Source organism: Fimbriimonadaceae bacterium (assembly GCA_019638795.1).
GTDB lineage: Bacteria > Armatimonadota > Fimbriimonadia > Fimbriimonadales > Fimbriimonadaceae > JAHBTB01.
Map to the genome: position 1 here is coordinate 539425 of JAHBTB010000001.1, position 18966 is coordinate 558390.

Below are 18966 nucleotides of genomic sequence, written 5' to 3' on the forward strand. Positions count from 1 at the left end.
TCAGGCGGCGTCCTCGGCTCCGAACACCCAAGTCTCATAGCGGGAGTGTTCGACCGGAGGACTGAAGTAGTAGCCTTGGCAATAGTCGATGCCTAAGGCATGCAACTGGACAAACTGGCTCTCGCTTTCGATCCCTTCGGCGACGGTTTCCAGCCCCAAGACCTTGGTGAGCGTGATAAGCGCGCGCATGATCGCACCAGCCTCGAGGGAATCACCCATCCCCGCGACAAACGCCTTGTCAATCTTGACGATGTCGATGGGAAGGGTTCCCAGGACGCCCATCGACGAGTAGCCGGTGCCAAAGTCGTCGACGGCGATCTTGACCCCTCGCTCGCGCAGGGAGTCCAGCTTGGCTCGGTTGGCCTCTAGGTCCATGACCAAGGTCGTCTCGGTGATCTCCAGGGTCAAGGCGTCGGCAGGCAGGCCCGTCTCTTCGATGATCTCCAGGACGCGGGGGACGAACCCGGGCGACTTCAACTGTTGGCCGGAAACGTTGACCGCCACTCTCAGTCCGGGCGCTGAGGTCCAACGCAGGCGTTGGGTGGCCTCGCAAGCGGTCCGCATGACCCAGAACCCGACCTTGTCGATCAGGCCGATCTCCTCAAGCAGGCCGATGAACTTGTCGGGCCCGATGATGCCGCGACGGTCATGTTTCCACCTCACGAGGGCCTCGGCCGCGACGCGGGCGCAAGTCTCCGCCTCGACGACCGGCTGGTAGTAGACCTGGAAGTCGCGGTTCTCCCAGGCCTGGCGGAGATCGGACTCCAACTGGAGCCGGGCCACCGTTTCCTCTGACATCCAAGACTCGTAGACTTTCCAACAGGACTTGCCCTCCGACTTGGCGTAGTACATCGCCATGTCGGCCTGTTGGAGCAGGGCCTCGACGCTGGTCTTGCCCCGGGTCGGCGCGACACCGACGCTAAAGCTCGTGGAGAGCACTCGGCCGTCGAGTTCCACGGGCAACTTGATCGCGTCCACAATCTCACCAGCGACGGCAGTGGCCCGCGCGATGTCGGCCTCGTAGAGGAACACAGCGAACTCGTCACCACCCAGCCGGGCGACCACCCCGTCAGTGACGATTTGACCCAGCCTTTCGGCGATCGTCCGCAACAAGTGGTCGCCGGAGTCGTGCCCCATCGCGTCGTTGACAAACTTGAAGTTGTCGAGGTCGAGGTACAGGAGGGCCGCCGACATGGTTGTCTGGGGTCTCGTGACGGCAGCGTCGACGATCTCGACGAATCGCCGCCGGTTGACCAGGTTGGTCAAGGGGTCTCGTGTCGCCAAGTCGTCGAGTTGGCGGTTCATGTCCATCAACATCGCCGCCTGGGTCCGGATCGCTTCTTCGCGCTTCACTTGCTCGGTCGTGTCCACGGCAGACACGAGGACACCGCCCACCGCCCCGTTGTCGAGGTGCCAGGGACGACACTCCCAGCGCAAGTGTCGGTCGCGGATCTCCGGCGTGGGCGACCAAACTTCATCGTCGACCGATGTGACGCGCCCGGCCAAGCATTCCCGGAACGCCGACCGCCAGCCCGCGGGGGTCGCGTAGCCGTCACCAAAGAGGGTCTGCTTCTGGTTGCTCTGATGGTCGAGCCCAAAGAGTGCGCCCCACTGCTCCGAGACCGCAATATAGGTGAAGTCAGAGTCGACCATCGCGATGGCCGCCGGAGCGTGGGCGACAAACTCCCGGAGCCGAGTCCGTTCACTGGCCAGCCGGTTCTGCGCCTCCTCAAACTCTGTCACGTCGGCAAACGAGCTGACGACACCTTGGACCTTGCCGTCCCCGTCGTAAACGGGCTCGGTGCTGATCCTGATCCAGCCTCGGCTCCCATCACGGCGTTGGACTCCGGCCAGGAAGTTGCTGACTGCCTGGCCGGTGTGCAGGGTGTGGGCCGAAGGATAGTCGTCTGGCTCCAGTACTGTGCCGTCACTATGGGTCAGGACCGCCGGAGACTGGCCGAAACTGAAGCCAAGCAGTTCGTCCCAACCAAGGCCAAGGATTTGGAGGGCCGCCTGGTTGGCGTGGGCGATCGTTCCGTCGGCCATCCGGAGCACCACCCCCTCGGCCATGCTGTTGAACGTGGCGCGCAGGCGCTGTTCGCTGCCCTCCAGTTGCTGCTGGAGCATGCGCTCCCGAGTCACGTCGCTCATCAGCAGCATGAATCCGGTGTGGCGGCCCGACGGGTCGAATGACGGCTCCATTTCGATCTTGGCGTCAAACCGGCTTCCGTCTTTCCGGTCCAACCTCAGTTCGATGTCGGTCCGCGTCAGGTTGGCCATCGCCATGGCCAGTGACTCCGCCCTGATGGGGTCGGTGTCGTCGCCAAACAGAAGGTCAGAGACTCGAGTCCCGGGGACTTCGTCGGCACGGTGGCCGGTCATCCGGACAAACCCCTCGTTCACCCACTCGATGCACCTGTCCAACCCCGTGACCACCACGGCGCTTGCCGTCCGTCGGGCGATCTCGGCCAGCCTGACCGTCTGCCTGTACTCCGCCTCCGCCTTCGCTTGGAGAAGACGGTGCTTGTATCTGAGGACAAAGGTCGCGATGACAAGGACAAGGGAAAGGACCGCCGCAGGCACGAGCCCTTCGAGAGCCCGGCTGCGGCGCAAGGCCTGCTCCCGCATGAAGTCCCTGGCGTCGATGTCGACGCCCAAGACACCGGCCATCGTGCCGTCCTTACGCAGGCAGGGTGCGAAACCTGAAATGAAGGTTCCCCACGCGTCCGTGCAAGGTTTCTCGCTCGCCGTCGGATGCGGCTTGGCCCCACTGGTCAGCGCCTCCGTCAGGGACGCGTCGGTGTTGTCATAGACCTCGCCGACCCGCGACTGGTCTTCGACCCCGTCGTGGTCGTAGTCACCAGGCTTGGTCGCGTCGAGGACAAATTTGACCTTGCTGTCCTCAAGGCGGACGGTATAGAGGAACCTGAGGCCAGGAGTGGCGTCGAAAGCACGCCGGAGTGGGGCGACCGCCTCATTGAACTCGGGCGTGTTGGTCTGACGGTCGTCGTGGAACTTGTCGAGGACCTCGGCGTCGATCGAAGACGACAGGGCCGAGGCTAGGCGTCTCAGTTCCGACCGCTTGCTTTGGAGGGCCGACAGGTCGGACTCGAACCAAACGCCATAGATTGCCAAGGCGACAATGAGAAAAACGGCGGCGCCGACCAGCAGGGCCTCGCACAGGGACGCGACGACCCAAAAGGCCCTGGTCTTCCCCACCTGGTTATCGTGAAGTTTTCCCTGCAAAGCCATGACGCGACGCCGGTCGGAGACCCCTCCAGATTGTCGGTTGTGCAGACAACCCTTCCTCACGCCTAGGGGTCAAAAATGGCGTGTAGAGTGCCGGGACGACGAAGTCGTGCCGCGGGCTCCGGGTAAGACAGTCGCATGCCCTTCCTGACCCCGGCCCTTGTCTTGGCCACGCTGGCCGCCGGCCCGTCCCTTCCCCTCGATATCCGAGGGATACCGGCCCCACGCCAAACCCCGCCTTTCGAAGCCGATATCCGCCGGTTTGAAGCGGCGGACAAGAAGTCTATGCCCCAGCCAGGCGGCGTCGTGTTCATCGGTAGTTCGAGCATCGTCGGCTGGAGGACGCTGAAGAAAGACTTCCCAGGGGTCAACTGCATCAACCGCGGTTTCGGCGGGTCGTCGATCAGCGACTCAGTCCGCTATGCCCGGCGGGTGGTCACGAAGTACAAGCCAAGGATGGTCGTCTTCTTCGCAGGGACAAACGACCTTGCCGCGGGCAAGTCGGTCAAGACGGTCGTCGGGGACTTCAAGAAGTTTGCCGGCATCATCCGCCACGACCTGCCTGACGCCCAACTGGTCTACATCTCGATCACGCCGGCACCGTCGCGCCAAGACTTGTGGCCGGCCATGAGGCAAGTCAACGCGGAGGTCTCCGCCCTCTGCCATGAGGGCAAGAACATGCGGTTTGTCGATTTCTTCGACCAGTTCATCGGCCCCAACGGCGAACCCAAGCCAGAACTGTTCGTCAAGGACCGGCTCCATATGAACCCTAAGGGCTACGCGATTTGGGCGGCGGGCCTCCGGGACATCGTCACCCGCGGCTGAGCCGCGCGGAGGGCACGAGTAGACTGGCCTCGCCATGGTCGCCTCCCTTTGTCTTCTCGCCGCCCTCCAAACCCAACCCGTCCGCACCTTGGTGGTCAAACCGATCCACCAGGACAGCTTCAACAAGGGTGGCAAGGCCAAGAAGCGCGTCCAAGGCGGCAACCCGCGGATGGTCGGCACCACCCTCCTCTTTGACGGGTCTCAGGACGGGGACCGGCAGGTCGACCCCCAGATCGCGGTCGGTGGCGGCTACGTCCTCCACGGCACCAACGGCGGGCTGGTCATCTACACCAAGAAGGGCGAGTACGTCGACGGTGTGCCCCAAGGCGAGTTCAACGACGGAATCGACCCCAAGTTGTTCTACGACGTCCACAACAAGGTCTTTGGGTTTGACCTGTGGTACTACTACGACCGCGAGAAGACCAAACCGGTCAATATCTCGGTCTCAGAGACGAGCGACCCCCGCGGGGCTTGGAACACCTATCCGGTCCCTTCACCCGACGAGGTCGACGGCGGCGCGGTCGGCTACAGCAAGAAGTGGATCGGCTACTCCTGGCCTGGCGGAAAGGAGCGCACGTTGGTCCTGCGCACCGCGGAGGCCAAGGCGGGTAGGCCCGCCACCGTCTACTTCTTCTCCGGTTCGCTGGGCAGCCCGGTGATGACCCAAGACCCCGACGACGACCTCCTCTTCGTGCACTTGACCGGCGAAGAGATCGTGCTCACGACCGTAGGTGACGGACCAGGCGGCACCCCCGTGGTGAAGCGCGTCGTCCGACGCCCCCACGGCATCACCCACATGGGTTGGCCGCCTGCATCTCCGATGAAAGGCACCGACAAGAAGACCGCGAGCGGCGACCGTAACCCCAAGAACCTCGTCGTGCAAGGCAAGCACCTGTGGTTCTCGCAGACGGTGGACGTCGACGGACGGGCGGCGGTGCAGTGGCATGAGTTCACCTTGGACGGGGTGCCCGTCCAGAGTGGTCTGATCGCGTCGGCGACCAACAGCTTCATCCAAACCACCGTCGCGGTCAACAAGCGAAACGACCTCTTGGTCGGGTTCCAGGAGACTGGGCCGGACATGTATGTGTCGGGGCGATATGCCCTGCGGCGCGCGGGGGACAGGGCCGGGACGACGAGGCCTGCCGTGAGGCTCGTCGAGGGCCTTGCCCCGACCCTTGGCGGACCCTGGGGCGACTACAGCGGCTCCTGCGTCGACGGCGACGACATGACGAGGCTTTGGACGGTCCAAAGCTTTGCCAATGCGCAGGGTCGGGGCGGGACGGTCATCGCCTGCGTCACCCCCTAGGTCGGAATCGGACAGAACCGATCCGTTACAGGACAATCACGACTGCTTCAAGGCTCACTGTTCTGGATTCGCCGGGAGGTCGCTATAATCCCATTCTGAGCATGTGGACGTCACTTGCCCTCGCCATGACCATCGTCTCTGCCACTGTCGTCGACCAGCCGCCCACGGCCGGGGCCAACCGCTATTACCACCCCAACCGGGCGCCTCTGCACCAGACCCCGCTTGTGCAACTTCCCATCACCAGCTTCAAGCCAGGCGGCTGGCTGAGAAGACAACTGGAGTTGCAACGTGACGGACTGACCGGGCACCTCGGAGAGATATCGGTCTGGCTGACCAAGAAGAACAACGCGTGGATGAGCCCGACCGGTCAAGGGGACTACGGCTGGGAAGAGGTGCCGTATTGGCTTAAGGGCTATGCGCGGGTCGGCTATGTCTTGGACGACCCGGACATGCTCAGGGAGACCAAGGTCTGGGTCGACGGCACTCTGGGCAGCGCCAGACCAGACGGCGACTTCGGGCCGGTCCGCTACCACAAGCCTGGCAAACGCGATTTGTGGGCGCAGATGCTGATGGTGCAGGTGTTGCAGGGCTGGTACGACAAAGTGGGCGACCCACGCGTCCTTCCTTTCCTCACCGCCTACTTTCGCTGGCAGCTCACCGTGCCCGACGAGGACTTCCTGGAAGACTTTTGGGAGAACAGCCGTGGCGGTGACAACTTGGCGAGCGTCTACTGGCTCTACAACCGCACCGGCGACGCCTTTCTTCTCGACCTCGCCACCAAGATCGACCGCAACACAGCCGACTGGAGGATGAAGGACGGCCTGCCCAACTGGCACAACGTCAATGTCGCCCAGTGCTTCCGCGCTCCGGCCGAATACTGGCAGCAAAGCGGCGACAAGGAAGACTTGAGGGCAAGCTACCGGGGATTTGATTGGATCCGGATGAAGTTCGGCCAGGTTCCGGGCGGCATGTTCGGAGCCGACGAAAACGCCCGCGAAGGCTACGACGACCCCCGCCAAGCGACCGAGACCTGCGGCTTTGTCGAGCAGATCGGGTCGAACAACGTCATGGCGGCCCTCACCGCCAACCCCAAATGGCCGGCCAACACCGAAAACGTGGCGTTCAACTCGCTTCCGGCCTCGTTCATGCCCGACTATCGGTCGCTGCGATACCTCACCGCGCCGAACATGGCCGTCAGCGACGCCGCCAACCATGCGCCGGGTATCCAGAACGGCGGGCCGTACCTGCTGATGAACCCGTTTAGCAGCCGGTGCTGCCAGCACAACCACACCAGCGCGTGGGTCAACTTCTTGGAAGGCACTTGGATGGCGACCCAAGACAACGGCCTGGCCGCCCTCGTCTACACGGAGGGCGAAGTCACCGCACTCGTAGGGACGGGGGACAAGGTCACCGTCGCCACCAAGACGCACTATCCCTTCGAAGAAGATGTGCGGATGACAGTGAGGACCGCCAAGGCGACGGACTTCCCCTTGTACCTGTTGGTGCCCGCCTGGGCGGACGGGGCGACAGTCTCGTGGCCGGACGGGAAGGTCGACGCGACTCCAGGAAAGTACCTCCGCATCGACCGCACTTGGCGGAACGGCGACACCGTCTCTCTCCACCTTCCCATGCGCCCGCAAGTCCGGGTCTGGGAGAAGATGAAGGACGCGGTGAGTGTCGACTACGGCCCACTGACGCTGAGTCTCAAGATCGGCGAAGAGTTGAAGGCCGTCGACCCCACCACAACGACCCAGGCCGACTCCGGTTGGCAAAAGGGAGTGGACAAGTCACGATGGCCCGCCTACGAGATCCATCCGAAATCGGCATGGAACTACGGCCTGGACGCCGGGGCCGCGATCACGTGCCGTCGACGGCCTTGGCCGAAAGACAACATGCCGTTCACCCTTGAGGGGACTCCTCTGGAGTTCTCCGCGACGGGTGCCCTGATCCCCAAGTGGACCCTGGACCAGACCGGCTTGGTCGCCGTCCTGCCGACAGGAGACCTTGGGGCCCAGGCCAAGCAACCGGTCACCCTGGTCCCGATGGGGGCGGCCCGTCTCCGCATCAGTTCCTTTCCCCGGTTGGACTGACCGGGGACAGGCTAGCCCAAGATGAGCCGGGCGACCACAGGGAAATGGTCGCTCGGCATCCGGCCTCCGACGCGGCTCCGGTCGATATTGGCCCATTCACACCGCCACTCCTTCGTGTGCAAGACGTGGTCGATCATGTCCCCGTCGGTCTTGGTGTCGTCGAAGCCGTGGAACGTCACGCTGGCTCCCTTGGCAGGCAGAGCTTCGGCCATGAGTCCGCTTTGGGTCAGGGCAAGGACGGGCGGTTCTTGGGCGGCACAATTGAAGTCACCCATCACCACGGCAGGAAGCCCACGGTCTTGGACGACGCCACGCATCATTTCTCCCCCCAGAAGCCGGGCGCGGGGTGACTCGTGGTCAAGATGCGCGTTGGCGACCAAGACGAGCCCGCCGGAGGCGAGGAAGAACTCGCCCCAGGTGAAGACGCGGGTGATCCGTGCCTCGAACGCCAGCGAACCCGGCACCTTGGGCGTCGGGCTGATCCACCGGGTGCCGCCCTCCCGCAGACCGAGGAGGTTCCGACGGTAGAAGACCGACGAGTGCTCACCTTTGCGCAGTCCGTCGTCGCGGCCCGCCCCCAGAACATCATGCTGGGGCATCCAGGCCCTCAGGTCGTCAATCTGGTCGGCGAGGGCCTCTTGGACGCCGAGGACGTCGGGGTCATGGTGGCGGATGATGGCGAGGAGGGCGTCGCGACGGTTTGGCCAGGCGTTCGCCCCGTCGGGTGCGGTGGAGTACCGCAGGTTGAATGTCATCGTGGTCAGGCCGACCGACATGTCGCTAGCCTACTCTTTCGCCAGGACGGCTGGCTGACAGCGTCACCTCATCAGGAAGTCTCCGATGGTCAAGGGCATCGGGACGGACGACGAGGCCTCGGAGATGTTCGGACGGTAGGGATAGATCCGCCGCGCCATGAAAGCGATGTGCCCGTCACGGTTCTGGGCGACGCCACGAACGGTGACAAACGGGTGGCAGACCACCTTGTGCCCGTCTCGCTGGTAGACGTCGTCAAAGCAGGTCACATTGAGGAGGCCGGTCTCGTCCTCGAGGTCAAAGAAGAGGACGCGCCGGCCACTCTCGGTCGGAGGGAACCTCAACCGGATCGGGTTGCCGACGACAAACACCGGCTCGGTGGTGGTCAAGCACGAGGCCTCGGCGGCGGTGAGCCCACCACGGGCGGTGACCCGGTCGCGCTCGAACGCCATCAGATGGCGGGCGACGTCGAGCCCCATCAACCGACGCTCCGCGACGGCCCTCTCGACTACGTTGAAGTCGTCGATTTCCAGAGGGAGCGGAGGGTCTTCGAATTGGAGCGGGAGGCAATCCTCGGTGACCGGCGACCGCGCCAGGCCCAAAGCGTGGTCGACCATCCACAGAAGGGCGCGGCGATGGGGGGTCAGGCTGTCGAACGCACCGGCATGCACCAGGTTGCGGAGTTCGTCCTTCTCGGGCCGTACCCGGACGACAAAGTCAAAGAAAGAGTGGTACGGACGGCCTCGCAGTGACCGGTCGACCGTCGCCACCGATAGGCCCGCGATCTGTCTGAGCGGGACACGCACGCCGCCGGCCGGGACCATGATCTTGGGGTCCTCGGTCGCTTTGACGTCCTCGACAGAGAAGCCCGCCTCACTCTTGTTGACGTCGGGTTGAAGGACCTGCACCCCCCGGACACGGGCTTCGTTACAAAGGGTGGCCGGGCCGTAGTAACCAGCGGGTTGGGCGTCGAGAAGGGCGGCGAAGTACTGGGACGGGTAGTTCTGCTGGCAATAGATCGAGCGAACCGACACCTCGGCGAACGCGAGGGCATGCCCCTCGGCGAAGCCATATCCCTTGAAACCCGAAACGAGGGCGTGGACCTCTTGAGCGACTTGGCGGCTGTACCCACGGGCGACGATCCGGGCGACGACATCCTCGCACACCTGTCCGTCCCGGTGTCGGTCGTGGTGCTTCTGCACCGCTTCGCGGATCTCCTCGGCCTCGTCCCCGGTGTATCCGCCGAACTTCTCCAACAATTGGTCGATTTGTTCTTGGAAGACGACAATCCCCAAGGTCGGGCCAAGGATCACCTCAAGGTCAGGATGGACAAAGACAAACGGCTTACCCTGGCGGCGGGCGATGAACTCGTTGAGTTTCACGGCGCCACCGACCCCAGGCCTGATCCCCGCCTGGACGATACCGGCGTCCTTGAGGTTCCTCGTGCCGATGCGGATATGGGCTTGCCGCATCGCTGGCGATGCGGACTGGGGGACACCGACCAACTGTCCCGACCGCATCGCCCGGTACACACCGTCGTCGTCGAGGGGAAGGTCGCAGACGTCGAGTCCGTCGACCCGGCGCATCGTGCCACCCAGGACGTCGTTGCCACGCAGGCACAGTAAGTCGAACTTGTCGAAGGAGTGCTTCGCGCTCCGCTTGTCCCACTGCATGATCTTCACACCGTCCGCACCGGACAACTGGACGGGCACTGTGTCCGCGACGGGGCTCTTGGAGACGACGACGCCTGACGAGTGGGCACGCATGTTGCGCGGCAAGTCGGCAAGACGCTCGGCAAACTCGAAGACCCAGTGGTATCTCTCCCGCGGGATGTCGCTGTCGCGCAGTTCAGGGCGACTGTCCAAGGCCATGACAAGGCGCTCCGGCGAGACGCCGCCGTGGAGACGCTTCGAGAGATAGGAAAGGTGACTCTCGGGGATCCCCATCACCTTGCCGACCTCGCGCACGATGCCGCGGGTGCGGTACGTGCCGACCGCGGCGACCGTCGCGACATGGTCGTCTCCGTAACGCCGCACGAGGTGCTGGCGGACGTCCTCCCGGCGCGACGCCTCGAAATCGATGTCGATGTCCGGGCGTTTACCCCCGTCAGGGGGGAGGAACCGGTCGAAGTGCAGGTTGAACTCGAACGCGTCGATGCGCGAGATGCCCAGGCAATACGCGACCATGGAGTCGACCACAGAACCACGGCCGCTGAAAAGGATCCCCTCTCCTCTCGCCCACTCGCACATCTCCCATGCGATGAGGAAGTGCCGCGACCATCCGAGTTTGACCATCCGGTCAAGTTCGCGGCGGACTCTGGCCTTCTGTTGCCTTGAGAGCGCTCCATACCGGCACCAAGCACCGTGCTCGACCACCTGGCGTAGGGCGGTGTCTTCGTCGGCACAGAACTGGGGAAGTTCGACCCGGCCGGGCAAGACGTCGCTGTCGCACCGGTCGGCGATGCGGCGGGACTCATCGATGAGACAAGGCTCGTCAGCGTAGACGGAAACGGCCTCCGAGCTGTGGCGCATGTGCCGCTCCCGGTTCAGTGAGCGCCTCGGTAGCCCACGGACCTGAGGCTGGGTCGGGTCACGCGCCGGTTTGCGTCCCTCGACCTCCTCGACCTTGCAAAGGGTGTCCACACACACCAGGATGTCGTGGGCGGGATAGTGCGCCCGCTCGGCGGTCAACACCGGGCCGCCGGCCACACAGGTGACGCCAGTCTTGTCGGCCAATTGGTGGAGAAGCCGTCCGACATGAGGTTGCCATGGCAGTGACGTCCTTTCGACCTGCACCACGACGCTTTCTCTGCCGTAGAGGCTGACCAAACGGTCAATGCACTTCTTGGCGGAGCCATACTCCTTTCGTGCGACAAGGAGGTCGACGGGGCCGTTGCTTCCTCCCGTCAAACACAAGACGCCGTCTGTGTGACGGGCGAGGCGGTCCCAACTGGCCAAGGGGTATGTCCTCGGCTCACCCAGGCAACATTCGGTGACGAGCCGCGACAAGGAACGGTAACCGTCCGGGCATGTGGCGACCAAGACAAGGTCGCCGCCCTCGGCCAGTTCCACAGTCACACCGACCATCGGTCGCACCCCAGCTTCCTGCGCTGCCCGACAGAACTCGCGTGCTCCCGACAGCGAGAACCGGTCGGCAAGGAGCACCGCGCCATACCCCTTCTCGGCCGCCAACGCGGGGATCTGGGCGGCGATCATCGTCCCCCCTCGGGAATAGGCGCTGAGGGCATGGAGAAGGACCGCGTCACCCCTCGCGCTCGGGATGCTCGTGCCCGTCTCTACGACCGGCGTGACTGTCTCGCGGCGGACTCCCCGCTGGTCGATAAACCGGTGGACCTCAATGTCGGGCCCGCCCTTCCACCACTCGCCCGCCTCACGCCATCGGGAGAGGGTCTCAGTTCCAGCCGGTCGCATGACGCCATGCCCTCAAGACTTGCTCTCGACGTGGGGTTTCCACCTGGCTGGCCAGGACGACCGCACCGCTACCAAGCGACGAGCGCACCGCCGCCAGCGCGACGTCTTGGCCAGTCTGGACGGAAGCGGCAATGAGACTTTGTTGGGTGCTTTTGATCGGTTCCAGCCTGTCGAGCCGGGCGGTGAGGCGCACGATGTCCGGGCACTGGCGTTGTAGCTCCCCGACCAAATAGTCAAGTGACGCCGCGATGCGGTCCAGGTTGTGGACGGGGCGGTTGTATGTCCGGCTCAGTGTCCGCAGTCCCCCTCCCTCCTGCTCGGCGGTGATGACGACAAGCCCGGCCTGTCGTCCGGCGGAACGCTGGGCAAGCCCCCGCGACAACTCGGCAGCGGCTTCATGGAGCACCAAGGTGTCGTTCACCGGGGTGTCAAAGTGGACAGACTGTGCGACCGACTGAGGGGGGTATGACGCCACAACCTGGTCGCACGCCATGCCCCTGGCGGCGCGGACGATCTTATGGGCGTCATCACCAAACTGTGTGGTGAGCCATGCAGGGTCGACCGAACGGAGCGACCCGATGGTCTGGAAACCCAGTTCACGAAGACGCCCCCTATGCTCGACGGTCGCCACGAGCAGGTTGTCCACCGGTTGGTCAGACAACGCGGCGATGGCGTCACTGTCATAGCCATAGGGGTCACCCTGGCGCGAGGCCAGGCGAGCTAGCCAGACCGACGGCCCGGTCCCGTATCGGAGCGACCCACACCCCGCCGCAGAGAGATCGGTGACGATCTTCGCGGCGATGTCGGCCGGGTCGGGGTGCGCCCCCAGACCGACGACCGCACGGTGGGAGTCGACCGGCTGGATGACGTCGCTGTAAGGGACGATGCGGTCGAGCCATCGCGCCTGCCTGAGGGGGTCATGGACAAGCTCCTTCACCTGGCAGCCGGGGACTAGGGGGAGGACGTGCTGTAGCCGTGTCCCCACCACGACGCCCCGCGCCTTCGCGGCAAAGTTCAGGTCCACGACCACCCCACCGTCGACGACGACTTGGGGAGACGCGACCTGGTCGGCGTAGTACTGCTCCCACTCCAGCCAAAGGACAAACGGTCGTCGTCCCCTCCGTTCACCGGACCGCAGGTCCGCCAAACTCTTGCCGCTGAGCACCGACCGCGCCCCGGTGTGGGGCAGCGGCCCCGAAAGTCGTTTGACAAACCAACGCCCCCCACCACCGGACAGACGGAACCGTCCGCACAGCCGGACACCGAGGAGGTCGATCTCGAGCGTCCCCCGCTCAAGGCGGCCATATACCTCGCGCTGCCCCCCCGCGTCGGAGCGGTAGAGCCCGTGGTCCCACACGACCGACGCCCCTTTAGGTGACATTCCCTCAGCAAACAAGTCTGCTACTCTGGCGTCCTGGGCCCGTGCCGCCTCGACCGTCGCGTCCCACCTCGTTCGGGAGTGCGTGGTCGCGAGTACGAAGACCCGCCCCATGAGCGCCAGCCCCAGTTCGTAGTGGAGCCCACCCTGCTCGGTCAGCTTGACGACATAGGGCCAAGCCGCACAGTCGTCTGGCGCGTCGAGGCCGGGTTCAAATCCCGGCGAAAAGGGTTGCCCATCGGGCGATAGCATATAAAACTAGTATACATCAGTATACTACAATCACCACTCAAACCAAGGCACGGCGCTGGCCCGACACAAAGCCGCTCAGGGCAAGGACGACGGCGGCGACAACGACCAGCACCACCGACAGACCCTCGGCCTGACGCAGGTCTGTCTCGAAACCCAGGAAGATCGCCAGGGGCATGGTCCTCGTCGACCCCATCATGCTCCCCGCGAACAGGATCGTCGCGCCAAACTCGCCGAGTGCCCGTGCCCAAGCGAGCATCGCCCCCGAAAGCAATTGCGGGCCGCATAGAGGGAGGGTGACCCACCACGCCACCTGCACCGGGGAACAACCGTCGATCACGGCGTTTTCCTCCAGCGAGACGTCCCTGGTCGCAAACGCGGACTCAGCCTGCAGCACATAGAATGACGAAGCGACAAACACCTGTGCCATGACGACGGCGGCGGGCTGAAACGCGACGACGACACCGTGCGAACTTAGCCACTCCCCCAGGGCACCCGCCCGACCAAAGGTGAGCAGGAGCGCGATCCCTGCCGCGGCGGGAGGCAAGACTACCGGCAGAGCGACCAACGAACGGGCCGCCGAGGAAAGCCGTCCCGTGCCTCTCGAAAGCGCCATGGCGAGCGGTGTGCCGAAGACGAGCACCACCACCATGCACGCGGCCGACGTCCGTAGGCTCACCCCCATGGCGGCCTGGGTCGCCTCCGTCGCCAACTGTCGGCCAAGGCCCGGCAGGTCGGCCCGCGCCGCCAAGACGAGCACCGGCAAAAGGAGAAACGCCAGGAGCGGCGAGCCTGCCAGCCAAGACAGCCAGAGGGGTGTTCGCTTCACGGTGCCCCACATCATCGTCTGGACTGGACACGGCTCGCGAGCGGGGCGCCGAAGCCATGGTCCCGAAGGATAGACTGCGACATCCCGCTGAGAAGGAACCGGACAAACTCTCTCGCCACCGCGAGGCGTCCGCTCGTCCTGACCGCCGAGACAGGATACTCGGCGACCGGGCTCATCGTGTCGGGGACCGCGACAGTCCGCACCTTGGAGCCGCCCTTGCGGGCGTCGGTGGCGTAGACGACCCCCGCGTCAGCCTCGCCCAGCTGGACTTTCGCCAAGACCGACCGGACGTCCTGCTCCTGCGACACCACATGGCCGAGCACGTCATTCAGCCAACCCGCCCCGAAGACCTTGCTGGCCGAGTCCAGCATCGTCCGGGTGTACTTCCCCGCCGGCACCGCGTCGGCGGCGACGACCAGGTGCTTGGCCCGGACAAGGCTCCTGAGGTCGGTGACGGTGGTCGAACGTGGCGGCGTCACGACGACCAACCGGTTTGTCGCGAACATGGTGGGCGGGTCGACCATGTCGGACAACTTCGCCATGTTGCGCGAGTCTGCGCTGGCAAAGACGTCCGCGGGCGCACCGTTCCGGATCTGGGCCGCCAGCTGTTGGCTTCCCGCAAACGAGCAGACGACCTTCACTCCCGGGTTTGACCGCTCAAACTGCTCGCCAATCGCTTCAAAGGACTCGTGCAAGGACGCTGCGGCGAAGACGGTCAGCGTGGTGGGAGCGTGGGCTTCAGGCTCTGCCCTCGACAGGGACGCCGCAAACAGGACGACGCTCAACAGCACCGGTCCAACATACCCGGGCCAGTTTTCCCCCAAGGCCCGACGCACCGCCACGGCCGGACAGCCTGGCGGTATTCAGACCATGTAACATTTGATCAACGGTCGTTGACTTTTTGTCGCACCAAGCGACTCTTCGCCCCCTTTTGCGGCGCAATTTGTAAGCGATCTTTGTCTTTGAGCCGTCTATTGGCGCGGAACCTGGCCCGAATGGCACATAATATCAACGATCGTTGCCATTATGAATGCAAAGGACATCGGGGATATGATTCGACAGCGCCGTAAACTGCTGAAGATCACTCAGAGCGACGTCGCTCGCCTCGCGTCTTGCTCCAAGCCTTCGGTGATCGCTGCTGAAAGCGGAAAACCGACGCTTCGCCTCGAGATCCTGCTTTCGATCCTCCACGTGTTGGGCTTGTCAATTCACTTGAATGATGTAGGGGCCGGGCGCAAATAATGGCCGATGCAGACGTCTATCAGGGAAGTCAGTTAGTTGGCCATCTGGAGAGGCTGTCAACCGGTGTCCGGCTGTCGTTTGTCGAGGGAGTGTCGCTTCGACAGGGTTGGCTGGCCACTACATTGCCACATGAAACGGCGGACTTCATCGACCTGCCCTCCTTCTTTATGAACCTTCTTCCCGAAGGCGCGCGGCTCCAACTACTGCTTGAAAGCTCGAGATCGCGTGACGACTCGCTCGAACTACTGATGCGGGTCGGTTGGGACACGATTGGAGATGTAGCCGTCGTACCGGAAGGCAGATCTCCAGAAGATCAAGTAGCGCGAGTCAAAGCTACCGACCTCGGCAACGTCAGCTTCTGGCAGCTCTTCCACACGGGAGTTACTGAGTATCCGGACAGTGCAGTTCCCGGAGTACAAGAAAAGATATCTGCATCTACTGTCGCATTTGGTGTGAGGGCAGCAGGCATTCCGTCAGCAATCTTGAAGCTGAATCCGCCTAAGTATCCTCGACTTGTTCATAACGAGGAGTTCTTCCTGCGCATGGCAAAAGCATGTCGCCTTGAGGTCAATCGAGCCGAGGTTGTTCACGACCGTGACGGAGAGCCTGGGTTGCTGGTCACCCGGTTCGACCGAGCGAAACGCGGGGGCGAGAAGTTGCACCAAGAGGACGGATGTCAGCTACTGAACAGCCCGCCCGCGCACAAATATCATCCACCCTTGCGAGCTATTGCCGATCGGGTGGCTGACGTTTGCACCTCAGGAGTCGTTGAAGTTGAGCGATTGCTGCGTCTCACCGCCTTCAGCTATCTCATCGGCAACTGTGATCTGCATGCGAAGAACATCAGCGTGCTGTGGGATGACGTCGTGCGCCTGAGTCCGGGATATGACCTGCTGAGCACACTTCCCTACGCGTTCTTGGATCGTCACATGGCTTTGAAGCTCCAAGGTAAGGATGATAATTTACGCAAGGGAGATTTTGTTGACTTCGGCAAAATCTACGGTCTATCAGACAAGGCAATTCTGCAAATGCTCGACACCCTCTGCGATCACGCTGAACCTTGGATCAGTCGAGTACCCGAAATCGGTTTTGACCTCGAAACGACGGAAGCCTTACAACGGGAGATCGCCAAACGCATCTCGCAATTGCGGAAGTAAGGCAGTCCGGATCCCCATGTCCGTGGCTGGTCACTCGGACTGGGAGTGAGCCTGATTCTGCACGGGAACGGTGGTGGAGATAAGGGGATTCGAACCCCTGGCCTCTTCCATGCCATGGAAGCGCTCTACCAACTGAGCTATATCCCCACGCGGCGCCGACCCGAGGCGAGTCGGGAGCCCATTTAACCATGTCGGCCGGCGCCGGGGCAAGCACGATGGGACCCGGGGGCGAATATAGGCCCGTCGCACCACGGTTCAGTCTTCGGGCATGAGGCGCGCATAGTCCACGTCGCTGTTGCTCCAGCCACCGTCGATCTGCAGCACCTGACCGGTCATGTAGGGCACTCGGCCTTCGACGAGCGACACGACGGCCGCGGCCACCTCGGCGGCCTCGGCGACGCGGCGGATCGGCAGGCGGCGCTCCACCATCTTCAGGCGTTCACCGACCAAAGAGTTGCGGCTCATTTCGGTGAACGTGAAGCCGGGGGCTACCGCGTTGACATAGATGCCGTACTGCCCCAGTTCGACGGCGCAGTTCCGCGTGAAGGCCTCGATGGCGGCCTTGCTCGCCGCATAAGCCGAGCGGTTGTAACCGCCGATCTTGGCATGGCCCGAGGAGATATTGACGATGTGGCCGCCCACGCCCGCGTCCACCCAGTGTCTGGCCATGATCCGGCTTCCCGAGAACACGCCGCCCAAGTTGGTGTCCACGACCTGGTGGAACGTCTCGGGGTCGGTGTCCAGCACGCTACTGCGATGGATGACCCCGGCGTTGTTGACGATGGCGGCGGGCATGCCGAGGTCGCGGACGACTTCGCCGACCACCCTTTCCATGGCCGCGTAGTCACCGACGTCGACCGCCCAGGCCGGGCCCTCCGCTTCGCGTAAGCCCTCGGCATCAATGTCGAGCCGGGCGACGTCCCATGGCCCCTGGGCGAACGCCTCGGCGATGGCCCGGCCGATCCCCTTCGCCGCCCCCGTCACGACTACCACGCGGTGCACCCGCCCATTATGGGGGGCCGGACCGGCGTCGTGCGACCGTGTGGCCGACCCGGCCGTTCGGCCGCATAATCTCATCATGAGGACCGTGCCCGTCCCCGCGGTGGCCCGTACCGTCGCACAGGCCCTGCATGGCACGGCGTTCGAGGGCAGAGTCCACATGGTGGGGGGTGCCGTGCGCGACCTGCTGCTTGGCATGCCTGCCCCAAAGGACGTGGACCTGGTCGTCGAAGGCGACGCGACGGCTTTGGCCCAGACCTTGTGGGAACGAGGGGTGGCCGAGCACCCGCCCACCCTGTACGCAAACTTCGGCACCGCCCAAGTCAAGGTGGAAGGGGTCGTCGTCGAAGCGGTGACCGCCCGAAAGGAGTCATACCGGGGTGACTCGCGCAAACCCACGGTCGAACCCGCGTCGCTCCTGGAAGACGCCCAGCGGCGCGATTTCACCGTCAACGCCTTGCTCTTAGACCCGGAAACGGGCGAGGTAACCGACCCTCTGGGCCAAGGCTTGGCCGACTTGGAGTCCCGGACCCTGCGCACTCCCCTCGGACCGGCCGAGACGTTCAGCCAAGACCCACTCCGCATGCTCCGGGCGGTCAGGTTCCGGTGGCAGGTCGGCCTGACACCAGCCCCTGGCCTGGTCGAGGCGGTGCGTGAGTCCGCGCCTCGACTGGCGATCATCAGCGTCGAGCGAATTGCCGCAGAGCTCGGCACGATGCTGGGCCGGACAACCGCGTCCGACGCGCTCCGTGACCTGATGGACTGGGGTCTGCTCGACCAGTTCTGGCCCGAGTTCGGGGCGACGCGAGGCGTCGACCAAGGCTCCTACCACCACCTCGACGTATGGGAGCACACGTTGTTGGTCGTCCGGTCGGCCCAGATCGACGACCTGGTCACGAACCTGGGTTGCCTGTTCCACGACGTCGGTAAACCGGCGACGCGGAGCGTCGAGCCGGGAGGCAAAGTGCGCTTCTTCGACCACGAGAACGTCGGGGCGGAGACGGCCCGGGAGATGCTGCAACGACTCCGGTTCCCCGGCGAGACGGTCACCCGCGTCTGCCGCCTCGTCAAGAACCACATGAGGCTGGGGTCCGCGGCCGTCTTCACCCCGTCGGCGGCCCGGCGGGTGGTCCGCGACCTTGGAGAAGACGTGGGGCGCCTCCTGGACTTGGTCGACGCCGACGTGCGTTCCCTCCGTCCAGGGGTGGACGTGCACTTGAACTTAGGGAAAGTGCGCCAGACCGTCGCCATGGTGCAGCAGGCGACACCGGCCGACCGCCTTGTCAGCCCCCTGGACGGCCGCGAGATCATGGCTGTCGCTGGGGTCGGGCCCGGCCCTGAAGTCGCCCACCTGAAGCGTCGCCTGACCGAAGAGGTGCTCGAGGGGCGCATCCAGACCGGAGACAAGGCGGCGGCCAGGGCGTTTTTGCGGTCGATCAAGTCAAACTGATCTGGCAA

At 64.1% G+C, this 18966-nt stretch carries 13 protein-coding genes and 1 tRNA gene; 6 read left to right on the top strand and 8 right to left on the bottom strand.

The features are described from left to right. Positions 1 to 3219: an EAL domain-containing protein gene (locus KF857_02655; protein MBX3110885.1), complete on the bottom strand. Its 3219-nt coding sequence runs from the start codon at positions 3217 to 3219 to the stop codon at positions 1 to 3. 168 nt (positions 3220 to 3387) lie between these two features. Here KF857_02655 and KF857_02660 point away from each other — a divergent pair, with 168 nt between their 5' ends. The 3 genes from KF857_02660 (at position 3388) to KF857_02670 (ending at position 7470) form a co-directional block, all read left to right on the top strand. Beyond that, on the top strand, positions 3388 to 4074 hold the full coding sequence (locus tag KF857_02660) for a hypothetical protein (GenBank protein ID MBX3110886.1): 687 nt from the start codon (positions 3388 to 3390) through the stop codon (positions 4072 to 4074). Positions 4075 to 4108: 34 nt separating this feature from the next. After that, complete coding sequence (locus KF857_02665) at positions 4109 to 5380, top strand: hypothetical protein (GenBank protein ID MBX3110887.1); 1272 nt, start codon at positions 4109 to 4111, stop codon at positions 5378 to 5380. 101 nt (positions 5381 to 5481) lie between these two features. Continuing rightward, positions 5482 to 7470 (top strand): glycoside hydrolase family 127 protein, encoded by a 1989-nt coding sequence (locus KF857_02670; GenBank protein MBX3110888.1) that lies wholly within the window; start codon positions 5482 to 5484, stop codon positions 7468 to 7470. Positions 7471 to 7481: 11 nt separating this feature from the next. On the opposite strand, the gene KF857_02675 is transcribed toward KF857_02670, so the two are convergent. From KF857_02675 to modA, 5 genes are read right to left on the bottom strand one after another with little or no spacing between them, the layout of a single operon-like run. Next, complete coding sequence (locus KF857_02675) at positions 7482 to 8246, bottom strand: endonuclease/exonuclease/phosphatase family protein (GenBank protein ID MBX3110889.1); 765 nt, start codon at positions 8244 to 8246, stop codon at positions 7482 to 7484. Between the two features lie 42 nt (positions 8247 to 8288). Beyond that, the gene (locus KF857_02680) at positions 8289 to 11654 is read right to left on the bottom strand and encodes a DNA polymerase III subunit alpha (protein MBX3110890.1); all 3366 of its coding nucleotides are present in this window, start codon (positions 11652 to 11654) and stop codon (positions 8289 to 8291) included. Next, positions 11635 to 13284, bottom strand: a complete 1650-nt coding sequence (locus KF857_02685; protein ID MBX3110891.1) for a hypothetical protein — start codon at positions 13282 to 13284, stop codon at positions 11635 to 11637. The genes KF857_02680 and KF857_02685 overlap by 20 nt, the downstream gene beginning before the upstream one ends. A gap of 37 nt (positions 13285 to 13321) precedes the next feature. Continuing rightward, complete coding sequence (locus tag KF857_02690) at positions 13322 to 14110, bottom strand: ABC transporter permease (protein MBX3110892.1); 789 nt, start codon at positions 14108 to 14110, stop codon at positions 13322 to 13324. Positions 14111 to 14121: 11 nt separating this feature from the next. After that, positions 14122 to 14895 (bottom strand): molybdate ABC transporter substrate-binding protein, encoded by a 774-nt coding sequence (gene modA / locus KF857_02695; GenBank protein ID MBX3110893.1) that lies wholly within the window; start codon positions 14893 to 14895, stop codon positions 14122 to 14124. A 241-nt stretch (positions 14896 to 15136) separates the two neighbouring features. On the opposite strand from modA, the gene KF857_02700 reads away from it, so the two are divergent. Both KF857_02700 and KF857_02705 read left to right on the top strand, forming a co-directional pair. Continuing rightward, complete coding sequence (locus KF857_02700) at positions 15137 to 15352, top strand: helix-turn-helix transcriptional regulator (GenBank protein ID MBX3110894.1); 216 nt, start codon at positions 15137 to 15139, stop codon at positions 15350 to 15352. Further along, positions 15352 to 16509, top strand: coding sequence for a HipA domain-containing protein (locus KF857_02705; protein ID MBX3110895.1), 1158 nt, complete (start codon positions 15352 to 15354; stop codon positions 16507 to 16509). The genes KF857_02700 and KF857_02705 overlap by 1 nt, the downstream gene beginning before the upstream one ends. A 71-nt stretch (positions 16510 to 16580) precedes the next feature. Here KF857_02705 and KF857_02710 read toward each other — a convergent pair. After that, a tRNA-Ala gene (locus KF857_02710) sits at positions 16581 to 16656 on the bottom strand. Between the two features lie 108 nt (positions 16657 to 16764). Beyond that, on the bottom strand, positions 16765 to 17511 hold the full coding sequence (locus KF857_02715) for an SDR family oxidoreductase (protein MBX3110896.1): 747 nt from the start codon (positions 17509 to 17511) through the stop codon (positions 16765 to 16767). Positions 17512 to 17587: 76 nt separating this feature from the next. On the opposite strand from KF857_02715, the gene KF857_02720 reads away from it, so the two are divergent. Continuing rightward, positions 17588 to 18958, top strand: a complete 1371-nt coding sequence (locus KF857_02720) for an HDIG domain-containing protein (GenBank protein MBX3110897.1) — start codon at positions 17588 to 17590, stop codon at positions 18956 to 18958. Positions 18959 to 18966 lie beyond the last annotated feature (8 nt).